Origin of the sequence: Nonomuraea sp. NPDC003804, assembly GCF_040610675.1 — a bacterium.
In the GTDB taxonomy this organism is placed as follows: domain Bacteria; phylum Actinomycetota; class Actinomycetes; order Streptosporangiales; family Streptosporangiaceae; genus Nonomuraea.
In genome coordinates this window covers 73,757-91,874 of record NZ_JBEXMT010000008.1, presented here as the reverse complement: position 1 = coordinate 91,874, position 18,118 = coordinate 73,757, and the positions used below count along the sequence as shown (strand labels likewise).

At 72.1% G+C, this 18,118-nt stretch carries 12 protein-coding genes; 4 read left to right on the top strand and 8 right to left on the bottom strand.

Annotation, left to right across the window (positions count from 1 at the left end; all coding sequences use genetic code 11):
* Positions 1 to 13 precede the first annotated feature (13 nt).
* Both ABZX22_RS13135 and glpK read left to right on the top strand, forming a co-directional pair.
* A complete protein-coding gene (locus ABZX22_RS13135; RefSeq protein ID WP_354908084.1) occupies positions 14 to 781 on the top strand; it encodes an IclR family transcriptional regulator in 768 nt (255 codons plus the stop codon).
* A gap of 35 nt (positions 782 to 816) precedes the next feature.
* Positions 817 to 2,325, top strand: a complete 1,509-nt coding sequence (gene glpK / locus ABZX22_RS13130) for a glycerol kinase GlpK (RefSeq protein WP_354908082.1) — start codon at positions 817 to 819, stop codon at positions 2,323 to 2,325.
* A gap of 317 nt (positions 2,326 to 2,642) precedes the next feature.
* Here glpK and ABZX22_RS13125 read toward each other — a convergent pair whose 3' ends face one another.
* The 4 genes from ABZX22_RS13125 to ABZX22_RS13110 are packed head-to-tail and all read right to left on the bottom strand — an operon-like array spanning position 2,643 to position 6,565.
* Positions 2,643 to 3,230: an ATP/GTP-binding protein gene (locus ABZX22_RS13125; RefSeq protein WP_354908080.1), complete on the bottom strand. Its 588-nt coding sequence runs from the start codon at positions 3,228 to 3,230 to the stop codon at positions 2,643 to 2,645.
* Positions 3,211 to 3,588 carry a DUF742 domain-containing protein gene (locus tag ABZX22_RS13120; RefSeq protein WP_354908079.1) on the bottom strand — a complete coding sequence of 126 codons (378 nt, stop codon included), beginning with the start codon at positions 3,586 to 3,588 and terminating at the stop codon, positions 3,211 to 3,213. Before ABZX22_RS13120 ends, ABZX22_RS13125 begins: the two co-directional genes overlap by 20 nt.
* Positions 3,585 to 4,001: a roadblock/LC7 domain-containing protein gene (locus ABZX22_RS13115; protein WP_354908078.1), complete on the bottom strand. Its 417-nt coding sequence runs from the start codon at positions 3,999 to 4,001 to the stop codon at positions 3,585 to 3,587. Before ABZX22_RS13115 ends, ABZX22_RS13120 begins: the two co-directional genes overlap by 4 nt.
* Positions 3,998 to 6,565, bottom strand: coding sequence for a nitrate- and nitrite sensing domain-containing protein (locus ABZX22_RS13110; protein ID WP_354908077.1), 2,568 nt, complete (start codon positions 6,563 to 6,565; stop codon positions 3,998 to 4,000). The genes ABZX22_RS13115 and ABZX22_RS13110 overlap by 4 nt, the downstream gene beginning before the upstream one ends.
* A gap of 206 nt (positions 6,566 to 6,771) precedes the next feature.
* Between ABZX22_RS13110 and ABZX22_RS13105 the strand changes: the two genes are divergently transcribed.
* Positions 6,772 to 7,806 carry a terpene synthase family protein gene (locus ABZX22_RS13105; protein WP_354908075.1) on the top strand — a complete coding sequence of 345 codons (1,035 nt, stop codon included), beginning with the start codon at positions 6,772 to 6,774 and terminating at the stop codon, positions 7,804 to 7,806.
* Here ABZX22_RS13105 and ABZX22_RS13100 read toward each other — a convergent pair.
* From ABZX22_RS13100 to ABZX22_RS13085, 4 genes are all read right to left on the bottom strand, one after another.
* On the bottom strand, positions 7,803 to 9,449 hold the full coding sequence (locus ABZX22_RS13100; RefSeq protein WP_354908074.1) for a prenyltransferase/squalene oxidase repeat-containing protein: 1,647 nt from the start codon (positions 9,447 to 9,449) through the stop codon (positions 7,803 to 7,805). The genes ABZX22_RS13105 and ABZX22_RS13100 overlap by 4 nt on opposite strands.
* A 47-nt stretch (positions 9,450 to 9,496) precedes the next feature.
* Positions 9,497 to 10,861: a cytochrome P450 gene (locus ABZX22_RS13095; RefSeq protein WP_354908072.1), complete on the bottom strand. Its 1,365-nt coding sequence runs from the start codon at positions 10,859 to 10,861 to the stop codon at positions 9,497 to 9,499.
* Positions 10,862 to 11,063: 202 nt separating this feature from the next.
* Complete coding sequence (locus ABZX22_RS13090; RefSeq protein WP_354908070.1) at positions 11,064 to 15,398, bottom strand: cation-translocating P-type ATPase; 4,335 nt, start codon at positions 15,396 to 15,398, stop codon at positions 11,064 to 11,066.
* A 79-nt stretch (positions 15,399 to 15,477) separates the two neighbouring features.
* Entirely contained in the window at positions 15,478 to 16,446 is a 969-nt protein-coding gene (locus ABZX22_RS13085; protein ID WP_354908068.1) for a TIGR03557 family F420-dependent LLM class oxidoreductase, read from the bottom strand.
* Between the two features lie 53 nt (positions 16,447 to 16,499).
* Here ABZX22_RS13085 and ABZX22_RS13080 point away from each other — a divergent pair, with 53 nt between their 5' ends.
* The gene (locus ABZX22_RS13080; RefSeq protein WP_354908067.1) at positions 16,500 to 18,044 is read left to right on the top strand and encodes a mannitol dehydrogenase family protein; all 1,545 of its coding nucleotides are present in this window, start codon (positions 16,500 to 16,502) and stop codon (positions 18,042 to 18,044) included.
* Positions 18,045 to 18,118 lie beyond the last annotated feature (74 nt).

Here is an 18,118-nt window from a genome sequence, read left to right as displayed (position 1 = left end):
TACGATCGGACATATGCCAGGTCCAGTTCAGTCCATCGAGCGGGCGGCGGCGATCCTGCGTCTCATCGCGCGCAGCTCAGGCCGGCTCGGCCTCGGTGAGATCTCCAACGCGCTGGGTCTGGCCAGAGGCACCACGCACGGGCTGCTGCGCACCCTGCAGCGGGTCGGCTTCGTCGAACAGGACGAGGCGACGGGCAAGTACCAGCTCGGCGCCGCCCTGCTGCACCTGGGCACCAGCTACCTCGACGTCAACGAGCTCCGCTCGCGGGCGATCAACTGGGCCGACGCGCTGGCCGCCCGCAGCGGCGAGGCCGTCCGCATCGGCACCCTCCTCGACGGCCAGATCCTCATCGTCCACCACGTCTTCAGACCCGACGACACCCTGCAGACACTCGACGTGGGCGCGCTGCTGCCCATGCACGCCACCGCGCTCGGCAAGGTCCTGCTCGCCTACGACGTCGGCGCCGCCGCCGCCCTCGGCGACGGCGTCCTGGAAGCCTTCACCCGCCGGACGGTCGTGCAGCCGAAAGCGCTGGCCCGCACCGTCGCTCAGGTCCGCGAGGTCGGCTGGGCCGTCGAGGTCGAGGAGATGACCATCGGAGAGGCCGGCATCGCCGCGCCCATCCGCGGCCACGGAGGACTTGTCGTCGGCGCCATCGGGATCTCCGGTGCCGTCGAACGCATCTGCGACACCAAAGGACAGCCGAACGCCGCCCTGGTGACGTTCGTACGCGACGCGGCGCGCGCGGTCTCCAGGGACCTCGGCGCGGCCCGCTGGTGACCCCCCTCCACCCCCATCTGCCGAGGTAGGATGCCATGGTCATGCGCTACGTGATGTCCATCGATCAGGGCACGACATCCACGCGCTGCATCGTTTTCGACCAACGAGGGCGCCTGGTGTCGGTGGCGCAACGCGAACATCGACAGCACTTCCCCCGACCGGGCTGGGTCGAGCACGACGCCGTCCAGATCTGGCGCAACCTGGAGCGCATCGCACCCGAAGCGCTCTCCCAGGCGGGCATCGGCCTGGACCAGGTGGTGGCGATCGGCATCGCCAACCAGCGCGAGACCACGCTGCTGTGGGACCGGCACACCGGCGCGCCCCTCGGACGCGCCATCGTGTGGCAGGACACCCGCACCGACGCCCTCGTCGACCAGTTCGCCGCCCGCCCCGACGCCTCGATGGTGCAGAAGCGCTGCGGACTCCCGCTGGCCACCTACTTCTCCGCCCCCCGCATCCGCTGGCTGCTCGACAACACCCCGGGGCTGCGCGAACGAGCCGAACGGGGCGACGTGCTGTTCGGCACGATGGAGACCTGGCTCATCTGGAACCTCACCGGCGGTCCCCAGGACGGCCTGCACGTCACCGACGTCACCAACGCCAGCCGTACCCTCCTCATGGACCTCGCCTCGCTGGCCTGGGACCCCGACCTGCTCGACTTCTTCGGCATCCCCAGCGCCATGCTGCCGCAGATCCGGCCGTCCACCGAGACCTACGGCCTGGCCAGCCGCGTGCTCCCCGGCGTACGCATCGCCGCCGCGCTCGGCGACCAGCAGGCGGCGCTGTTCGGCCAGACCTGCTTCGCGCCCGGCGACGCCAAGTGCACCTACGGCACCGGCAGCTTCCTGCTGCTCAACACCGGCCACGAACCCGTCCGCTCCAGCCACGGGCTGCTCACCACCGTCGGCTACCAGGTGGGCGACGAGCCCGCCGTCTACGCGCTCGAAGGCCCGATCGCCATCACCGGCGCCCTCGTCCAGTGGTTCCGCGACGGGCTCGGCCTCATCAACAGCGCCCCCGAGATCGAGACCCTCGCCCGGACCGTGGACGACAACGGCGGATGCTACATCGTCCCCGCCTTCGCCGGGCTCTTCGCCCCCCACTGGCGCAGCGAGGCCCGCGGCGTCATCGTCGGCCTGACCTCCTACATCACCAAGGGTCACCTGGCCAGAGCCGTCCTGGAGGCCACCGCGTGGCAGACACGCGAGGTCGTCGACGCCATGAACGCCGACTCAGGGCTGGAACTGCGCACCCTCAAGGTCGACGGCGGCATGACCGCCGACAACCTCCTCATGCAGTACATCGCCGACGTGCTCGACGTGCCGGTCGTCCGCCCCATGGTGGCCGAGACCGTCTCGCTCGGCGCCGCGTACGCGGCCGGGCTGGCGGTCGGCTACTGGGCGGACCTGGAAGGGCTGCGCCGCAACTGGCACCGGGCCGCCCAGTGGCTGCCCAGCATGGAGCCCGAGCGCCGCGCCACCGAGTACGACAACTGGCACCGGGCGGTGGAGCGGACGTTCGGCTGGATGAAGTCGGGCGGCTGAACCTGTCGCCGCCCGCGTACGGCCCGCCGTACGCGGGCGACCTCCCACCCGGCCAGGTCGCCGGCCTCCAGCCTGCGCCGCAGGTCGTGACGGTCCGGGATACCCCACATCTCCCGGATGCCGGTCACGCCGTTGGCCAGGTACAACGGCCGGGCCCTTTACAAAGTAGATTCATGACGGCGAGCGGCGACCCCGCAGCCGCGGGGCCCTGGCCCGGGCCGCGCGGTGCGAAGGTCGCGGGTCAGCCGCCGCGCGGTGCGAAGGTCGCGGGTCAGCCGCCGAACGCCGCCACGCTCAGGCGGCCCGGAGGTCGCGGGTCAGCCGCCGACCGCCTCCACGCGCATCTCGGCCGCGTGCTTCACCAGCGCGACGAGCACGTCGCGGCTCGACTGCCGCTTCCTGGCATCGCACATCACGATGGGGATCGACGGGCTGAGCTGGAGCGCGAGCCGTACCTCGTCAAGCTCGTAGGTGGGGGCGCCCTCGAAGGCGTTCACCGCGACCACGAAGGGCGTGCCCCGCCGTTCGAAGTAGTCGATCGACGGGAAGCAGTCGGCCAGGCGCCGGGTGTCGGCCAGCACGACGGCGCCCAGCGAGCCTTCGGCCAGCTCGTCCCAGACGAACCAGAACCGCTCCTGGCCGGGGGTGCCGAACAGGTAGAGGACGTAGTCCTTGCTGATCGTGATGCGGCCGAAGTCCATCGCGACGGTCGTGGTGCGCTTGTCGCTCACACCGGACAAGTCGTCCACGCCGACGCTGCGGTCGGTCAGGGCCTCCTCGGTCCGCAACGGCTTGATCTCGGAGACCGCGCCCACCATGGTGGTCTTGCCCGCGCCGAAGCCACCCGCGACCAGGATCTTGATCGCGGTCGGCATGCGCGGCCCGTCAGAGCGCCCGAAGGCCATCGAGCACCGCCCGGTAGAGGTTCATGTCGTTCATGTCCGCCTCGTAGTGTGGTTCCTGCGCGGAGACGAGATTCCGTTCGTACAGATCCCCGAGAAGCACGCGGATCGTGTTGATGGGCAGGTCGAGGTCCGCGGCGATCTCGGCGACGGACTTCGGCACGCGGCAGATCCGCAGGATCGACAGGTGCTCGGGGTCCAGGCCGGACTCCGGGCCCGGCACCGGCCCCAGAGCGAGCGCCATGGAGATCATGTCGAACGTGCCACTGGCAGGCTGGGTACGCCCGCGCGTGACCACGTAGGGCCGGACGACCTGCGGATCGACCCAGGTGCCGTCGGCGGGCTCGTCCGGCCGGCTCACCGTTCGCCCCCGCCCTGCGCCAGAGTGGTGCGCGCCTCCGAGGTGAGGTACTGGCCGACGCGGGCGACGAGCATGGCCATCTCGTAGGCGACCAGGCCGATGTCGGCCACCTGGTCGCAGAGGACGGCCAGGCAGGCCCGCTCCCCCGCCACGCTGACGATGAGGAAGCCGGACTTCCACTCGATGACCGTCTGGCGGACCGCGCCGCCCTTCACGTGCTCGGCGACTCCCCTGGCCAGGCTCTGCACCCCGGAGGCCACGGCGGACAGGTGTTCGCCGTCGGTGCGTTCCAACCCCGCGGAGGAGGCCATCAGCAACCCGTCGGAGGACAGCACGATGGCGTGCTCGGTGTTGCCGACCCGGCTGATCAGATCGTCCAGCAGCCAGTTCAGATCTGGGCTGGTACTGGTCACTCGTCGTCTCCCGACCGATCGTCCTGCATGAGCTTGGCCGCCTCGGACCTGCCGAGCTTGCTGCCCATCTGTAGCGAGCCCATCATGGCCCTGATCTCCTCCGGCGAGCGCTCGTCACCGTCGTCCTGCCGGCTCGGCGGCGTGGCGGGGGCTTCGTCGCGCAGCGCGGGGGCCAGGTTGGCCTGGGGCACCCTGAGCGGCAGCCCGGACGGGGTACGGCCGGCCGGCGGGGACTTGGGCAGGTCGGCGGCGGGTGACGCGGTGCTGGACGGCGCGGCGCCGGGAGCGGGCGTCGTGTCGGGGCCGCCGAGCGGCGGCACCGTGCGGAGCTGCGGCGCCGAGCGCGGCTGCGACCCCGGGCGGGAGTCGAGCTCCGGGCGGGAGTCCGGCGCTGGGCGGGAGTCCCGGACCGGGCGGCGGTCCAGCTGCGGGCGGGAGTCCGGTCCAGGGCGCGAGTCCGGGTCCGGGTGCGGGTCCAGATCCGGGTGCGGGCGCTGCGCGCTACCGGAGCGCTGGGCCGTACCGGAGCGCTGTGCCAGGTCGGAGACCTGTGCGATCTCGGAGAGCTGGGCCAGGTCGGACAGGTGGGCCATGTCGGAGTGCTGCGCGGTGCGCGGCCGGGGTGCCGTGAAGGTGGCCGTGCGCCCGGCCGCGGGCGCCGCGGTCTGCCTGCGCGGCAGACCCGCGGGCAGGTCGGCCTCCGGGTCGTCGTCGGGTCGTCCCTGGTCCGTCTCGACGAGCTCGCGCGGCAGCAGCACCACGACCGTGGTCCCCCCGTACGCCGAGGAGCGCAGCGACACCTGGATCCCGTGGCGTTCGGCCAGGCGGCTGACCACGTACAGGCCGAGGCGCGCGGTGGTGCCGGTGATGCGGAACTCGGGCGGGTTGGCGATGCGGTCGTTGGCGGCGTCCAGGTCCTCGGGCTTCATGCCGAGGCCGCGGTCCTCGACCTCCACGACGTAGCCGTTGGCCACGAACTGCCCGCTGACCTGGACGTTGGTGTAGGGCGGGGAGAACGAGGCGGCGTTCTCGATGAGCTCGGCCAGCAGGTGGATGACGTCACCGACGGCCCGGCCCACGAGAACGACGTCGCCCATCGGGAGGATGTCCACCCGCGTGTAGTCCTCGACCTCGGCCAGCGCGCCGCGGACCACGTCGACCATGGGCACCGAGTTGCGCCAGGTACGCGCCGGCGAGGCGCCGGACAGCACGATCAGGTTCTCGGCGTTGCGGCGCATGCGGATGGCCAGGTGGTCCAGCCGGAAGAGCTCCTTCAGGTCCTCCGGGTCGGTCTCGCGCCGCTCCATCACGTCCAGCACGCTGAGCTGCCGGTGCACCAGCCCCTGCGTACGGCGGGCCAGGCTGAGCAGGATGTCGCGGATGCTCTGCCGCAGCGCGGCCTGCTCGGCGGCGATGCGGATGGCGGTCTCCTGCACGGTGTTGAACGCCTGGCCGACCTGGCCGATCTCGTCGGCGCCGACCTGGAGCGGGGGCGCCTCGACGGAGACGTCGACGTGCTCGCCGTGCCCGATGCGTTCGACCACCCGGGGCAGCCGCTCGTCGGACAGCTCGTGCGCCGCGTCGCGGAGTTTCTGCAGCTGCGCGAACAGCGAGCGCGCCGTGGTGATGGACAGGACGATCGAGGCGATGACCGCGATGAGTCCCAGGCCGCCGGCCAGCACCAGCCGCATGACGACGCCGGCCGCGACGGGCGTCGCGCGGTCGACCACGCCGTCTCCGGCCGTGAGCACCATGGTGTTGAAGTCGGCCAGGGCCTGCTCGGTGGTCGCCTTCCACTGCTCGGCGCCGAACGGGATGCTCTGGGTGCTCTGACCGTATTCGGCGAGCAGGTTCTCGAGCTCGCTCAGCCGGGTGAACACCGGGCCGCTGAGAAGCTTGTCGTAGGCGGCCCGGTCGGCGCTCGGCAGCTCGGCGGCCGCCTGGTCGGCGACGACGCGCCAGGCGCCCACGGTCTTGATGAACTGCGCGTGCTCCTCGGCGCTCAACCGCCCCGCGGCGAGCGCGCCGGCCAGCAGGGCGTCCTCGGTGGCCATGATCTCTCGCGCCCTACTCAGCGTCATAAGGGTGCGGATGTCCTTGGCGACCGTCTTGTCATCGATGGTGGCCAGCGAGCCGTACAACGGATAAAAGGAGTCGATGATGTCGGCGTAGGCGCGGCTGGCCTTGATCCGGCTGGTGCGCCCGGCGTCGACAGCCGCCCTGACCTTCGGGAGGCCGTCGAGCTTGGCGAACAGTTCATCGAGCCGCCGCTCGCCGTCGTCGTCGGTGGCCCACTCGACGATGTCCGCCCGCGCCGCGGTCCTGAAGTCGGTCAGGAACCTGTCCGCTCGCTGGCGCTGCTTGTGCAGTTCCTCCTGGGATCCGGTGGAGACTTCCGCGAGATGCATCATCGAGGCTCTGCGTTCCCTCTGAAGCTCGACGAGCAGCGGCTCGCTGGGGCCGATCACGCTACTGTCGAGCTGTGCGACCCAGAGCAGGTTGATGCCTTCACGCAGGGTGACCCAGGCCGCGAACGCCCAGAGTGCGGCCAGGGAGAGAAGCATGGCCGTGATCTTGGTGCGCAGGCGGGAATTGCGGGGGCGCATAGTACCTACTCCGCGAAGTCATATGGTTGCATAGCGGCGCTAAGGACCACGGCACTTTAGCAAGGGTCATGATCGTCATACAAGTCAACAAATATCTTGACAGAATAAGATTTTAATTGTAGTATTTACGCCTGCGCAAGATCGTGCACGGATATAGTCGTCGAGTGAGCGGCACCAGCCCAGAGGCATACTTCGGCATTCGGAACCCCCTCGCGGACCGCTTGCTCCAGAGCTCCCACCAACTTGCCGGCGTACCGGAAGCCGACAGAGGCGTTGTCCTTCGGGCCGCGCTTGACGCGGTGCCCGAGGCCGCGGCACTCCTGCGTCCCTTTCCGGTCCTGTTCGCCGATGGTGAGAGTTCAGCCAGCAGGCTGGCCTTCAGCTGCCTGACGACCGCGGCCACGTTCCCGCGCGCGCGCCGTGACCAGATCGCCGACCTCGCGGCGTTGACCGCCATCCTGTTCGGCGTCGACGACATCGCCGACAGCATCGCGGGCCAGTGGTCCGAATCCGACTTCACCGCGTTCTTCACCCGGCTTCCCGCGGTCCTGTCCGGCGAGGCCGGCTGTGACGCGTCCGAAACACCGATGGGCCAGGTGGTGGCGGCGTGGACGCGGTGGTGCGCCCGTTTTCAAAGGTACGCCGGCGCGGCGGTCCACGCCCCTAACCTGGCAGAGCAGCTGGAACTCGCGGGCGCGGCCATGGCTCGGGAACGGGCGTGGGCCGCCGCGAAGCAACCGTGGCCTTCGTACGACGACTATCTCGCCAACGGGCTGCTCACCATCTTGTACCCCACTTGGTGGTCGGCCGCCCTGGCCGTCTGCGGTCCCCTCCCTGCCGACGCCTCACACTGGACATCGGTCGAGGCCGCGACACGGCTCGGCGCGTCATGTGTCCGGCTCGCCAACGACATCAGGACGTTTGAGAGGGAGAAATCAGAGGGCAAGCCCAACTCCGTGGCCATTCTGGAGGGGACGGGTACAAGCGCCACGGCGGCGGTTCACCAGGTCATGGCCGCCATAGACGAGCTGGAGGCGGCGTTCCGGGCGGAGCTGGCGACGATACCCGCCGAACTGGAGCGGATCGCCGAAGGCCAGCGGCGGAGTGTGACGTTCAACAACCGCTGGTACCTGGCCAGGGACACCCACGCTTACACCGTCGGCGAACTGGCCGCCGACGCCGAGGGTCACGAGGCCTAGCAGGCCTGCTGGGCGAGGTAGGAGGAGGCGAGCACCGCGGCGCGGACCACGGCGACCGGCGTGTAGAGGTCCTTGTCGTGCCACAGCGGCGGATGGTCGGCACCGGCCGAACGCACCAGATGGGCGTGGCCGCGGGCCGCCGCCTCGGCACGCCGCGGGTCGCTCCCGCGCGGGCCGGTCAGCAGCAGCGTCATCATGGCGTAGGCGGTCTCCTCCGCGGTGCCCTCCCACCGCCCCCACGACCCGTCGGCGCGCTGGCCGTCCAGCACCCAGTCGGCGGCGGCGCGCACGGCAGCCGCCGACTCCTCGCCGCCGAACTCGTCGAGGGCCAGCGCGCAGCTGGCCGTGGCGTAGTACGGCGACGCGTGCCAGCGGTCGTCCCAGCTCCCGTCGGGCCGCTGCCGGTCCCGGATCCACTCGGCCGTTCCGGTGATGGCCGCGCCGTAGCGGTCGGCGGCGGCGGGGCGGCGCGCGACGTACTGGCCGAAGGCGTCCAGCACGTGCGCGTTGACGCTGACGGAGGAGCCCTGCTCCCCCGGCCAGGTGGAGAAGTGCGTGCCGGAGTGGAAGGCCCACAAGCTGTCCGGCTCGTACGGCGCGCCGAGCAGCGACAGCGCGTACAGCGCCACCGACGTCGTGTCGGCGTCGGCCGGAAGCCCCGGTCCGGCGGGCGTCCCGGCGGGCCCGATCGCCGCCCTGAGATCGGCGACCATCTCCGGCGGCACGTCGATCGGCACTCCGGCGCGGATCAGCCAGCTGAGCACCCAGCCCCGCTCGAACACCGTGATCGGCACCCCGACGGGCACGGGGCCGCCGTGCCGCCGGGCGAGCGCCTCGAGGTGGCCGCGCGCCGGGTCGTCCGCGTCGCGCCACCCGCGCTCTCCCAGCCAGGCCGCGGTGGCCGCGGGCGAGGCCCCGACGGTGCCGATCGCCGTCGGGGCGACCGCGGGCGCGCCGCTGGCCGCCGGGCCCGCGATCTCCAGGGCGTGCAGCAGTTTCTCCGGGACTTCCGTCCCCGCCGCGATCCACGACCTGATCAGCGCGAGCGTGTCGTAGCTCATGTCGTCGGGCAGCGGCAGCGGCGGCTGGCCGGGCAGCGCCTGCACGTGCTGGTTGATGAGCGCCACGAGCGAGGGCACGATGTGCTCGATCGCCGGCATGTCGGGGAGTTCCCGCCGCGCGCCCAGGCAGTCGGCCAGAGCACGCAGGCCGCGCCGGGCCGCCTCCTCGAGGCGGTGCCGGTCGGCCTCGCCGAGGGAGTACCGGTCAGCCCCTTCGAGGCCGTGCCGCTCAGCCCCTTCGAGGCCGTGCCGGTCGCCGTCCTCGGACTCGAGACGGTGCCGGTCGGCGCCGGGGGCGCCGTGGCCGTCGCGCAGCAGCGCCGACAGGATCGCCTCGGTGGCGCTCAGCGTCGGCACGAGGCCGTAGCCGTCCGGCGCCCCCCAGCTGCCGTCCGGCCGCTGGGTGGCCACCAGGAAGGCGAGCCGCTCCTCGTGCCCGACCAGCCACGGAGCCAGGGTGACCAGCCGGCCGGTCTCGTAGACCGACGGGGAGACCTGGCCCCACGGCCTGCGCATGAGATCGGTCAGCAGCGCGTCCGCGGCCGGGATCGTCTCCGGTACTCCCTGAGCGGTGATGCTCACCCGCCCACCTCCGTCGGCCGTACCGGTCTGTTTCGCTCGCTCACCCGTCAGTCCCGCGCCCTCGGCACCAGCTTCAGCATGAGCTTCTCCTTCGGCCGCACCGACGCGCCCGGCACGGGCGTGAGGCGCTGCGGGTTGGTCAGTTCCACCCGATACCTGCGCAGCAGGTTGGCGATCACCAGCGGGGCTTCCACGTAGAACAGGTGCTGGCCGAGGCAGACGTGCGGGCCGGCGCCGAAGGGGATGAAGCTGTAGCGGTGCCGCCGCTCGGTGTTCTCCGTCGCCCAGCGCTCAGGGTCGAACTCCAGCGGCCGGTCCCAGAAGTCGGCCAGCCGGTGGGTCGCGTACGGGCTGACCAGCACCTGTGAGCCCGCCTTGATCCTGACTCCGCCGATGTCGGTGTCGGCCACCGCCTGGCGCGGAATGATCCAGGCCGACGGGTAGACGCGCAGCAACTCCTGCAGGACCCTCCGGAGATACACGAGCTTGGGCACGTGCGCCGGCCGGACGGGGCCTTCGCCCACGACCTCGTCGATCTCCTCCAGCAGCCGGGCATGCACGTCGGGGTGGTCGTGCAAGACGGACCACAGCCAGGTCAGCGACATGGCCGTGGTCTCCGAGGCGGCCCCGTAGATGCTGACCAGGTCGTCGCGGACCTGCCGGGCACCCGCCTCGCCGCCCTGCGCCATCCGTGCCTCGATCAGCGCCGAGACCACCTCGTTCCTCGTGCTCTTCTCGGCGCGCGCCTGATCAATCAGCGGGTAGACGATCTCGTCGATCTTTTGTGCGGCGGCCAGGAAAGCGCGGTCGCCCGGCACCTTGATGGAGTAGGACACGAAGGGGAACAGCAGCCGGAAGGCTATCGACGTGGCGCAGGTGGCGAACTCGGGCGCCAGCCGCTCGGCGATGTCGCGGGAGATGCGGCCGCCGAAGAGCACCTTGATGACGGCCTGGTTGACGATGGTCGTCATCTGGTAACCGCCGTCGACCAGCCGGCCAGTTCGCGCGTGCTCGTCCAGTTCACTGATGGAGTCGGCGATGATGTCGGCCATGTCCTCACCCAGCGAGGCCGTGTACCTGGCGGTGAAGAGCGGCTGCAGGATCTTCCTGCTGGACTCCCAGCCCTCCCCTTCCCCGAGGATGCTCTGGCCGGTCACGCGACGCAGCGGCCGCCAGAACATGCCCTCGCGCACGAACTTGGTCCAGTCGGTCTTCAGCACCCGCTGGACATGGTCGGGGTGGGTCACCAGATAGGGCCTGAACGGGCCGAGGCCGAGCTGGACGACCTGACCGCCGGCCTCTGTGGCGATCTTGGCCAGTTCGGTGACGGGATCCTTCATGAGACGGGGGATGGCCCGATAGAAGGGAAGCACTCGCGGCGTGGTCGCGACAGCGCCCGCGGCAACCGACATGGCGATGATCCCCACTCCAAACATGTCAGGGAGCAACACGCGTCGCAAAAGCTAACTCTTGCGACATAAGTGACTCTCCGCCGCAGTATCGTACGATCCGCCTTCTCTGATCAAGATGTGGCACGTGTGATGATTGATCCATCCTGGTGAGCGGCGCCACGCGCTCACCCTTCCGGACCGGGCGGGCAGATCCGCGCGGACTTCACGGCAGGCGGTTCATCAGGGGCAGCCGGTCGAGGGGGACGAACCGTTCCGCGACCACCGCGGCGGCCACGGCGGCGAGCGCCGTGCCCCAGGCGAGCGGGTCGAGCGGCACGCAGCCGAAGAACTGGCTGACCCCCGGCACCTGCACGATCGCGGCCAGCACGGCCGCCGACCCGAGCGAGCTGAGCAGGACCGGGCGGCCCGTGCCGCCCGCGATCACCGTCTGGGCGAGCTGGGTGCCGACGAGGGCGACCAGCCCCACGGTGCGGGCCCGGGCCTGCGGTCCCGTCAGCCTGGCCAGCGTCCAGCCGGTGGCGGCGCCCAGGGTGGTGAAGACCGCCCGTCGCACGATGTCGTGGGTGAGCGCCGAACCCAGAGAGGTCTCCGGCCCCTCGCCGAGCAGCGCCGCCGCGGCGTCCTTCGACGGCGCCCGTACGGCGATGGCCAGCGCGGGCGCGAGGTCGGTGAGCATGTTCACCAGCAGCAGCTGCCTGGCCGTCAGCGGCGAGCGGCCGGTGGCGAGCGACCCGATCAGCGTGAAACCGATCTCGCCGAGGTTGCCACCGACGAGAATGGCCAGCGCCTCGCGGACCGAGGCCCACATGGCCCGCCCCTCGACCAGCGTCGAGATGATGGTCTCCAGGCTCTCGTCCGCCACGACCAGGTCGGCTGCGGCCCGCGCGGCCGGGGTCGCGCCGGAGCCGACGGCGATGCCCACGTCGGCCAGGCGGATGCCGGCGGCGTCGTTGGAGCCGTCGCCGGCCATCGCGACGACCCTGCCGAGGCGCTGGAACGACTCGACCACCCTGACCTTGTGGGTGGGCGTGCAGCGGGCGACCACGTCCACGTCGGGGAGGGTCTTGTCCAGCGCGCCGTCGTCCATCTCGTCGATGTCGGTGCCGGTCAGGACGTGCGGGTGAGGGTCGTCGGTGACGTGGGCGGCGATGGCGCCGGCCGTACCCGGGTGGTCTCCGGTGAGCATGACGATCTGCACGCCGGCGTTGCGCAGCGCGGCGACCGCCGACCCGGCCGTGTCGCGGACGACGTCGGCGAGCCCGACGAGGCCGGTGAAGCGCAGGTCGTCGATGTCGTCGTCGGCGAGCTCGTCGGAGTCCATGGGACGTTCGGCCACGGCGAGGACCCGGTGCCCCGACGAGGTGAGGTGATCGATGCGGGCCTCGATCTCGCGCCGCCGCCCGTCGTCGATCCCGGCGCAGCGCGGCACGACGACCTCGGGTGCCCCCTTGACGCTGAGCAGCCGGTCGGACCCGCGCCGGCCGAGCGTGGCGTGGTAGGCGCGGGACGACTCGAACAGCAGCGCGGTGATCTCCTCCCAGCCGTCGGCGCCGGTCTGGCGCGAGACGCCGAGCTCGGCCGCGCCCTCGCCGATCGCGCCGTCGGTGACGTGGCTGTAGTCCCCGTCGGCGGAGTGCGGAGTGGCGCGCAGGGCCGCGGCGAGCACCTCGCGCAGGCTGTCGTCGAGCGCGCCGACGTCCTTGTCGTGCTCGGCGTCGCTCACCCTGGCCAGCCGGATGCGGCCTTCCGTGAGCGTCCCGGTCTTGTCGAAGCACAGCACCTCGACCCTGCCGAGCGCCTCGATGGTCCCCGGGTCGCGGGCGTGCACGCCGCCGGCGGCTAGCCGGCGCGTCGCGGCCAGCTGGGCCGCGCTGACGAGCAGCGGCAGACCCTCGGGCACCGAGGCGACGGCCAGGTTGACGCCCTCGCCGAGGGTCTCGCGCAGCTGCCTGCCGCGCAGCAGGCCGGACAGGGTCACGCCCAGCGCCGAGCCGATGGCGATGGGCGTGGTGGCCCTGGTGATCGCCGTCAGCCGCTCCTCCACGCCGCTCACCCGCTCGACGCCGGCGGTGGCGGCCATCGCGCGGCCGGACTCGGTGGCGTCGCCCACGGCCACCACGACGGCGGTGGCGCTGCCGGCGGCGACCGTGGTCCCCTCGTACAGCATGGAGCTCCGCTCGGCGACGTGGTGGGCGAGGACCGCACCGGCGCCCTTGGAGACCGGCAGCGACTCCCCCGTCAGCGATGACTCGTCGACCTCCAGCCCGTCGGCTTCCATGACGCGGCAGTCGGCGGGCACGACCTGCCCGGTGTCGAGCAGGACGACGTCCCCTGGCACCAGCTCGCCCGCCTCCACCTCGCTCTCCGTGCCGTCACGCCGGAGCCGGGCGCGCACCTTCGTCTCTTCGGCCAGCTCGGCCAGGGTGCTCGCGGTGGCCGTCCGCTGCACGCCGCCCACCAGGGCTGAGACGCCCATGACGGCGACCACGAGGAAGGCGTCGACGAGCGAGCCGAGGACGGCCGAGCCCGCCGCGCCGGCCGCCAGCATCGGGGTGAACGGATTGTCGAGCTCGGCCCCGACACCGCGCACCAGCGTCGCCAGCGGTGAGGCCGCAGGCGCGCGCGCTCGGCGGCGCGCCTGCGCCTCGGCAGCGCTGAGCCCACCGTCCCGCGTCTCCAGGACGGCCAGCACCCGCTCGACCGGCATGGCGTGCCACGGTGTCACGGACAGGGCGGGCGCGATCGGCCGTCGCATGCTCGCGTGGGCCTGCCAGGCGCCCTGCGCCAGCGAGAGCGCGGCCACGCCGTTCACGGCCGACAGCACGTGCCCGGTCACCCGGCTCATCCGGTCGGTCAGCCCGTAGATCGCGGCCACGCCGGTGCCCGCCTTGGCGAGCGTCACGCCGCGCTCGCTGACGGCCCGGGCGTCGCGCGCCGACTCGATGACGAGCGCCGCGGTGCCCAGGTCGGCGCCGACGAGCAGGTGGGCGCCCCACGGCGGCCGGCCGTCGCGGCCGGACACGCCGACGCCGCAGTCGGCGGCGGCCAGCGCGGCGCCGTCACGTGACACCAGCATGACGACGGCGCCCTGGCGTTGCAGCTCGCGCATCGACGCGGCGAGCTCCTCGCCGCTCTCCTCGACCAGCCGCAGGTCCGCCCCGCGCGCGGCGACGGCGAGCGCGTGCGCCTCCGGCACCCGCCCCCGCACGACCTCGATCACGGCCTGGAGCCGCTCGCCGTGCGTCAGCGCCAGCACGTGGACGGCGGCGCCCTTCCTGAAGCGGTCGTGGTGCGACCTGCCCGCCCAGCCCTTGCGTGGCAGCTCGTCGTAGGGGCCGAGCGCCCAGTCGCCCTCTCTGCGCACCCGGTCGGGCTCCGACGGCTCGAACAGACCGTGGAGCCGCGCGGCCACCGCCTCGTGGTCGGCCTTCTCCGCGGCGGCCACCTCGCCGATCATCAGGTCCTCGGCGATCAGCACGTCCTCGTCCAGCACGAGCGTGTCGACCCGGTCCAGGCGGCTCAGCGCCTGGGAGCCGGCGATGATCACGCCCCGCTGGGACAGCAGCGTGCCCAGCTCGGCGACGAAGGCGTCACGTCCCGCCGACGACGCCTTGGGCAGTCCGGCCAGCGCGACCTCGAGGCCCCGCTGCATGTCGCCGGTCAGCACTCCTCCGGCCAGGCTGCCGATGGCGCTGCCGGACAGCACGTTCTCGGCGTGCCGCTCGATCGGCCCGTTGGGCAGCCGCCGCGGCCGGTTGGGGGCACGCTCGTGGGCGCGTGCGCGTTCCGGGGTGCCGGTCAGCTCTTCCTCCCGCTCGGCCCACACGTCGTTCTGCACGCGTGACTGGCGGATCTGCAGCGTCCGCTGCACGAGGTCGATGGCCAGGCCCGTGCCGCCGGGGGTGAGTGTCTGGATCGCCGTGTTCACCATCGGCATCCAGGACCGGCAGGCGGGGATCGAGTCGTCGAGCACCTTGCGCAGCTGCGGGACCGCGCTCAGGTAGCCGGCGACGCCGGCGGCCCCTGACGGCAGGGGCGCCCGGTGCACGAGCCACTCCACGCCGGTCACCGCCAGCCCGAGCGCGTCCGCGGCGAGCACGAGGGCGACGGGCGGCCCTGCCGACGTGCCCTCGGTGATGGCCGGGTCCTTCTCCACGGCGGCCCGCTCGGCCTCGTCCAGGACGGCGACGAGGTCGTCGACGGAGGGCGGTGGCTCGTCCACGGCGACGATCACGCGGCCCAGCGCGAGGTTGACGCGCGCCCATCGGACGCCGGGGTGGACCGACAGGGCCGACTCGACCGCGTCGGTCAGCTGCTCGGGGACCGGGCACGAGAGCGCGAGGTGGATCCGGCCCGGAAAGGTCCACGTCGACCGGCGCACGCCGGCCAGCTCCGCGAGGGTGGTGGCGGCCCAGCCGGGCGCCTGCGCCGCCTTGTCCGCGGCCCACCTGAGCGGTGCGGCCACGAGATCCTGGCCCGGCAGCCTGGGCAGGCCGGGCAGCCTGGGCAGGCCGGGCAGCGACAAACCGAAAGGCATGTCGGCCCCGTACCCCGGTGAAGCCGTTTACGCGTGCCGGCGCGACTTTTTGGCCGGCGAGACGACGACGCTCCCGCTGCTAGAGGCCGCGCAGCGCGGGCAGGAGGTCCTTCTCGGCCCACTCGAAGAACGGCTGCTGCTGGTCGGCGCCTATCTGCACGAGGGCCACGTGCGTGAACCCCGCGTCGGCGAACGCCCGCACCGCGTGCACGACCGCGTCCACTTCGGCGCCGCAGGGCACGCTCCGCGCCACGTCCTCCGGACGGACCGAGGACGCCGCCGCCTCGAAGTTGACCGGCCCCGGCAGCTCCGCCATGACCTTCCAGCCGCCCGCCGCGGCCCAGCGCCACAGCCGGTGCGCCCGCTGTTCCGCCGCCTCGGCGTCGCTGTCGTAGGCCAGGGCGAGCTGGCCGTAGATCGGCTTGCCGGCGCCGCCCGCGGCCTGGAACTGCGCGACGACCTCGGGCATCGGATCGTTGACGACGAGGAGGTCGGCGTGCTCGGCGGCGATCCGGGCGGACCTGCCGCCGGAGGCGGCAACGCCGATCGGCACCCGCTCGTCGGGCAGGTCATAGAGCTTGGCGGAGTCGACGTCGTAGAACTCGCCGTTGTAGGTGACGTAGTCGCCGCTGAACAGCCGCCTGATGATCTCGACGGCCTCGGCGAACATCCGGTGCCGGGTGTCCGCCGGCGGCCAGCCCTCGCCGATCACGTGCTCGTTCAGGTTCTCGCCCGCGCCCAGCCCGAGGGTGAACCTGCCCTCGCTCAGCACCCCCATCGTGGCGGCCTTCTGCGCGACCACGGCCGGGTGGTAGCGCATGATCGGGCAGGTCACGTAGGTCATGAGGGGCAGCCGCCGGGTGGCCTGGGCGACGGCGCCGAGCACCGACCAGGCATACGGCGAATGCCCCATCTCCTCCAGCCACGGGAAGTAGTGGTCGGAGATGACGGCGAAGTCGAAGCCGGTGTGCTCCGCCGCCACCGCGTTGCCGACGAGCTGGCGGGCCGGGGTCTGCTCGGACATCAGGGTGTAGCCGATGTTCACCATGGCCTCGTCATGTCCCCGCGCGGTCAAGGGTAGGTGCCGAGGAGCGAAGATTAATGATGAAGGTGGTCGACGCCGCGGGGCCGGTCGAGCCCGGTAGGGGGATGATGGCGGTGACAGCGCTGACGCAGGAGACGGTGGCGGCTCTTCCCCGGGAGGTCGCGGTTCCCTCCTATGACCGGTCGAGACTCACGGCCGGCATCGTCCACGTCGGGGTGGGCGGATTCCACCGGGCGCACCAGGCGATGTACCTGGACCGGCTGATGAACGACGGCCTGGCCCACGACTGGGCCGTCTGCGGCGTCGGGGTGCTGCCGGGCGACGCGCGGATGCGCGACGCGCTCGACGCGCAGGACGGCCTCTACACGCTGGTGCAGAAGCACCCGGACGGCACGCTCGAGGCGCGCGTCATCGGCTCGATCGTCGGGTTCCTCTTCGCGCCCGACGATCCGCAGGCCGTCGTCGAGAAGATGGCGGATCCCGCCGTCCGCATCGTGTCGCTCACGGTCACCGAAGGCGGCTACAACTTCCACCCCGTGACCGGCGAGTTCGTCGCCGACGCTCCGGCGGTCCGCGCCGACCTGGAGCCGGGGGCGGCTCCGGCGACGGTGTTCGGGCTCGTCACCGAGGCGCTGCGGCGCAGGCGCGCCCGGGGGGTCGCGCCCTTCACGGTCATGTCGTGCGACAACATCCAGGGCAACGGGGACGTCGCACGGCGCAGCTTCACAGCCTTCGCCCGGCTCGCCGACGCCGATCTCGCCGGTTGGATCGAGGAGGCGGTCGCCTTCCCCAACTCCATGGTCGATCGCATCACCCCGGTCACCACCGACCAGGACCGCGCGTCCGTGGCCGAACGGTTCGGCGTCCTCGACGCCTGGCCGGTCACCTGCGAGCCGTTCACGCAGTGGGCGCTGGAGGACCACTTCTCCAGCGGGCGTCCGCCGTTCGAGGCGGCCGGGGTCCAGATGGTCGCGGACGTGGAGCCGTACGAGCTGATGAAGCTGCGCCTGCTCAACGCCGGTCACCAGGCGCTTGCCTACTTCGGCCGTCTCAGCGGGCACCGGTACGTCCACGAGGCGGCCACGGATGCGGCTCTGGCGAGGTTCGTGCGCGACTACATGGACGTCGAGGCCACGCCGACGCTCCGCCCGGTCCCCGGTGTCGACCTGGAGGACTACAAGCGGACCCTCATCGAACGCTTCGCCAACCCCGAGGTGCGCGACACCGTCGCGAGGCTGTGCGCCGAGTCCTCGGACCGGATCCCCAAGTGGCTGCTCCCCGTGGTCCGCGAGCAGCTGGCCAGGGGCGGCGAGGTCACCCGCGCGGCCGCCGTCGTGGCCAGCTGGGCCCGTTACGCCGAGGGAGTCGACGAGGCGGGCGAGCCGATCACGATCGTCGATCCGCTGAAGGACCGGCTGACACCCATCGCCAGAACGCAGCGCACGCGGCCCACGGCCTTCATCGAGAATCGCGACCTCTTCGGCGACCTCGCCGACGACAAGCGGTTCGTCGAGCCGTATCTGCGCGCGCTCGAGTCCCTGCACACGCGCGGCGCCCGCGCGACGGTGCGGGAGCTGGCGGAGCTGGGAAGGCGCACGTAGGGGCAGGTTCGAGGGCTTGTTCGGGGGCTTGGCGGGCCGGCCGGGGCCGCGCCGTTTCCGGCTGGCGAATCGAC

What these genes read in the sequence shown, in the direction of transcription:
- ABZX22_RS13095 (WP_354908072.1), bottom strand. Translation starts at nt 10,861, where the DNA reads ATGTCGGTTGCCGCGGGCGCTGTCGCGACCACGCCGCGAGTGCTTCCC.
- ABZX22_RS13135 (WP_354908084.1), top strand. Translation starts at nt 14, where the DNA reads ATGCCAGGTCCAGTTCAGTCCATCGAGCGGGCGGCGGCGATCCTGCGT.
- glpK (WP_354908082.1), top strand. Translation starts at nt 817, where the DNA reads ATGGTCATGCGCTACGTGATGTCCATCGATCAGGGCACGACATCCACG.
- ABZX22_RS13125 (WP_354908080.1), bottom strand. Translation starts at nt 3,230, where the DNA reads ATGGCCTTCGGGCGCTCTGACGGGCCGCGCATGCCGACCGCGATCAAG.
- ABZX22_RS13085 (WP_354908068.1), bottom strand. Translation starts at nt 16,446, where the DNA reads ATGGTGAACATCGGCTACACCCTGATGTCCGAGCAGACCCCGGCCCGC.
- ABZX22_RS13080 (WP_354908067.1), top strand. Translation starts at nt 16,500, where the DNA reads ATGATGAAGGTGGTCGACGCCGCGGGGCCGGTCGAGCCCGGTAGGGGG.
- ABZX22_RS13090 (WP_354908070.1), bottom strand. Translation starts at nt 15,398, where the DNA reads ATGCCTTTCGGTTTGTCGCTGCCCGGCCTGCCCAGGCTGCCCGGCCTG.
- ABZX22_RS13110 (WP_354908077.1), bottom strand. Translation starts at nt 6,565, where the DNA reads ATGCTTCTCTCCCTGGCCGCACTCTGGGCGTTCGCGGCCTGGGTCACC.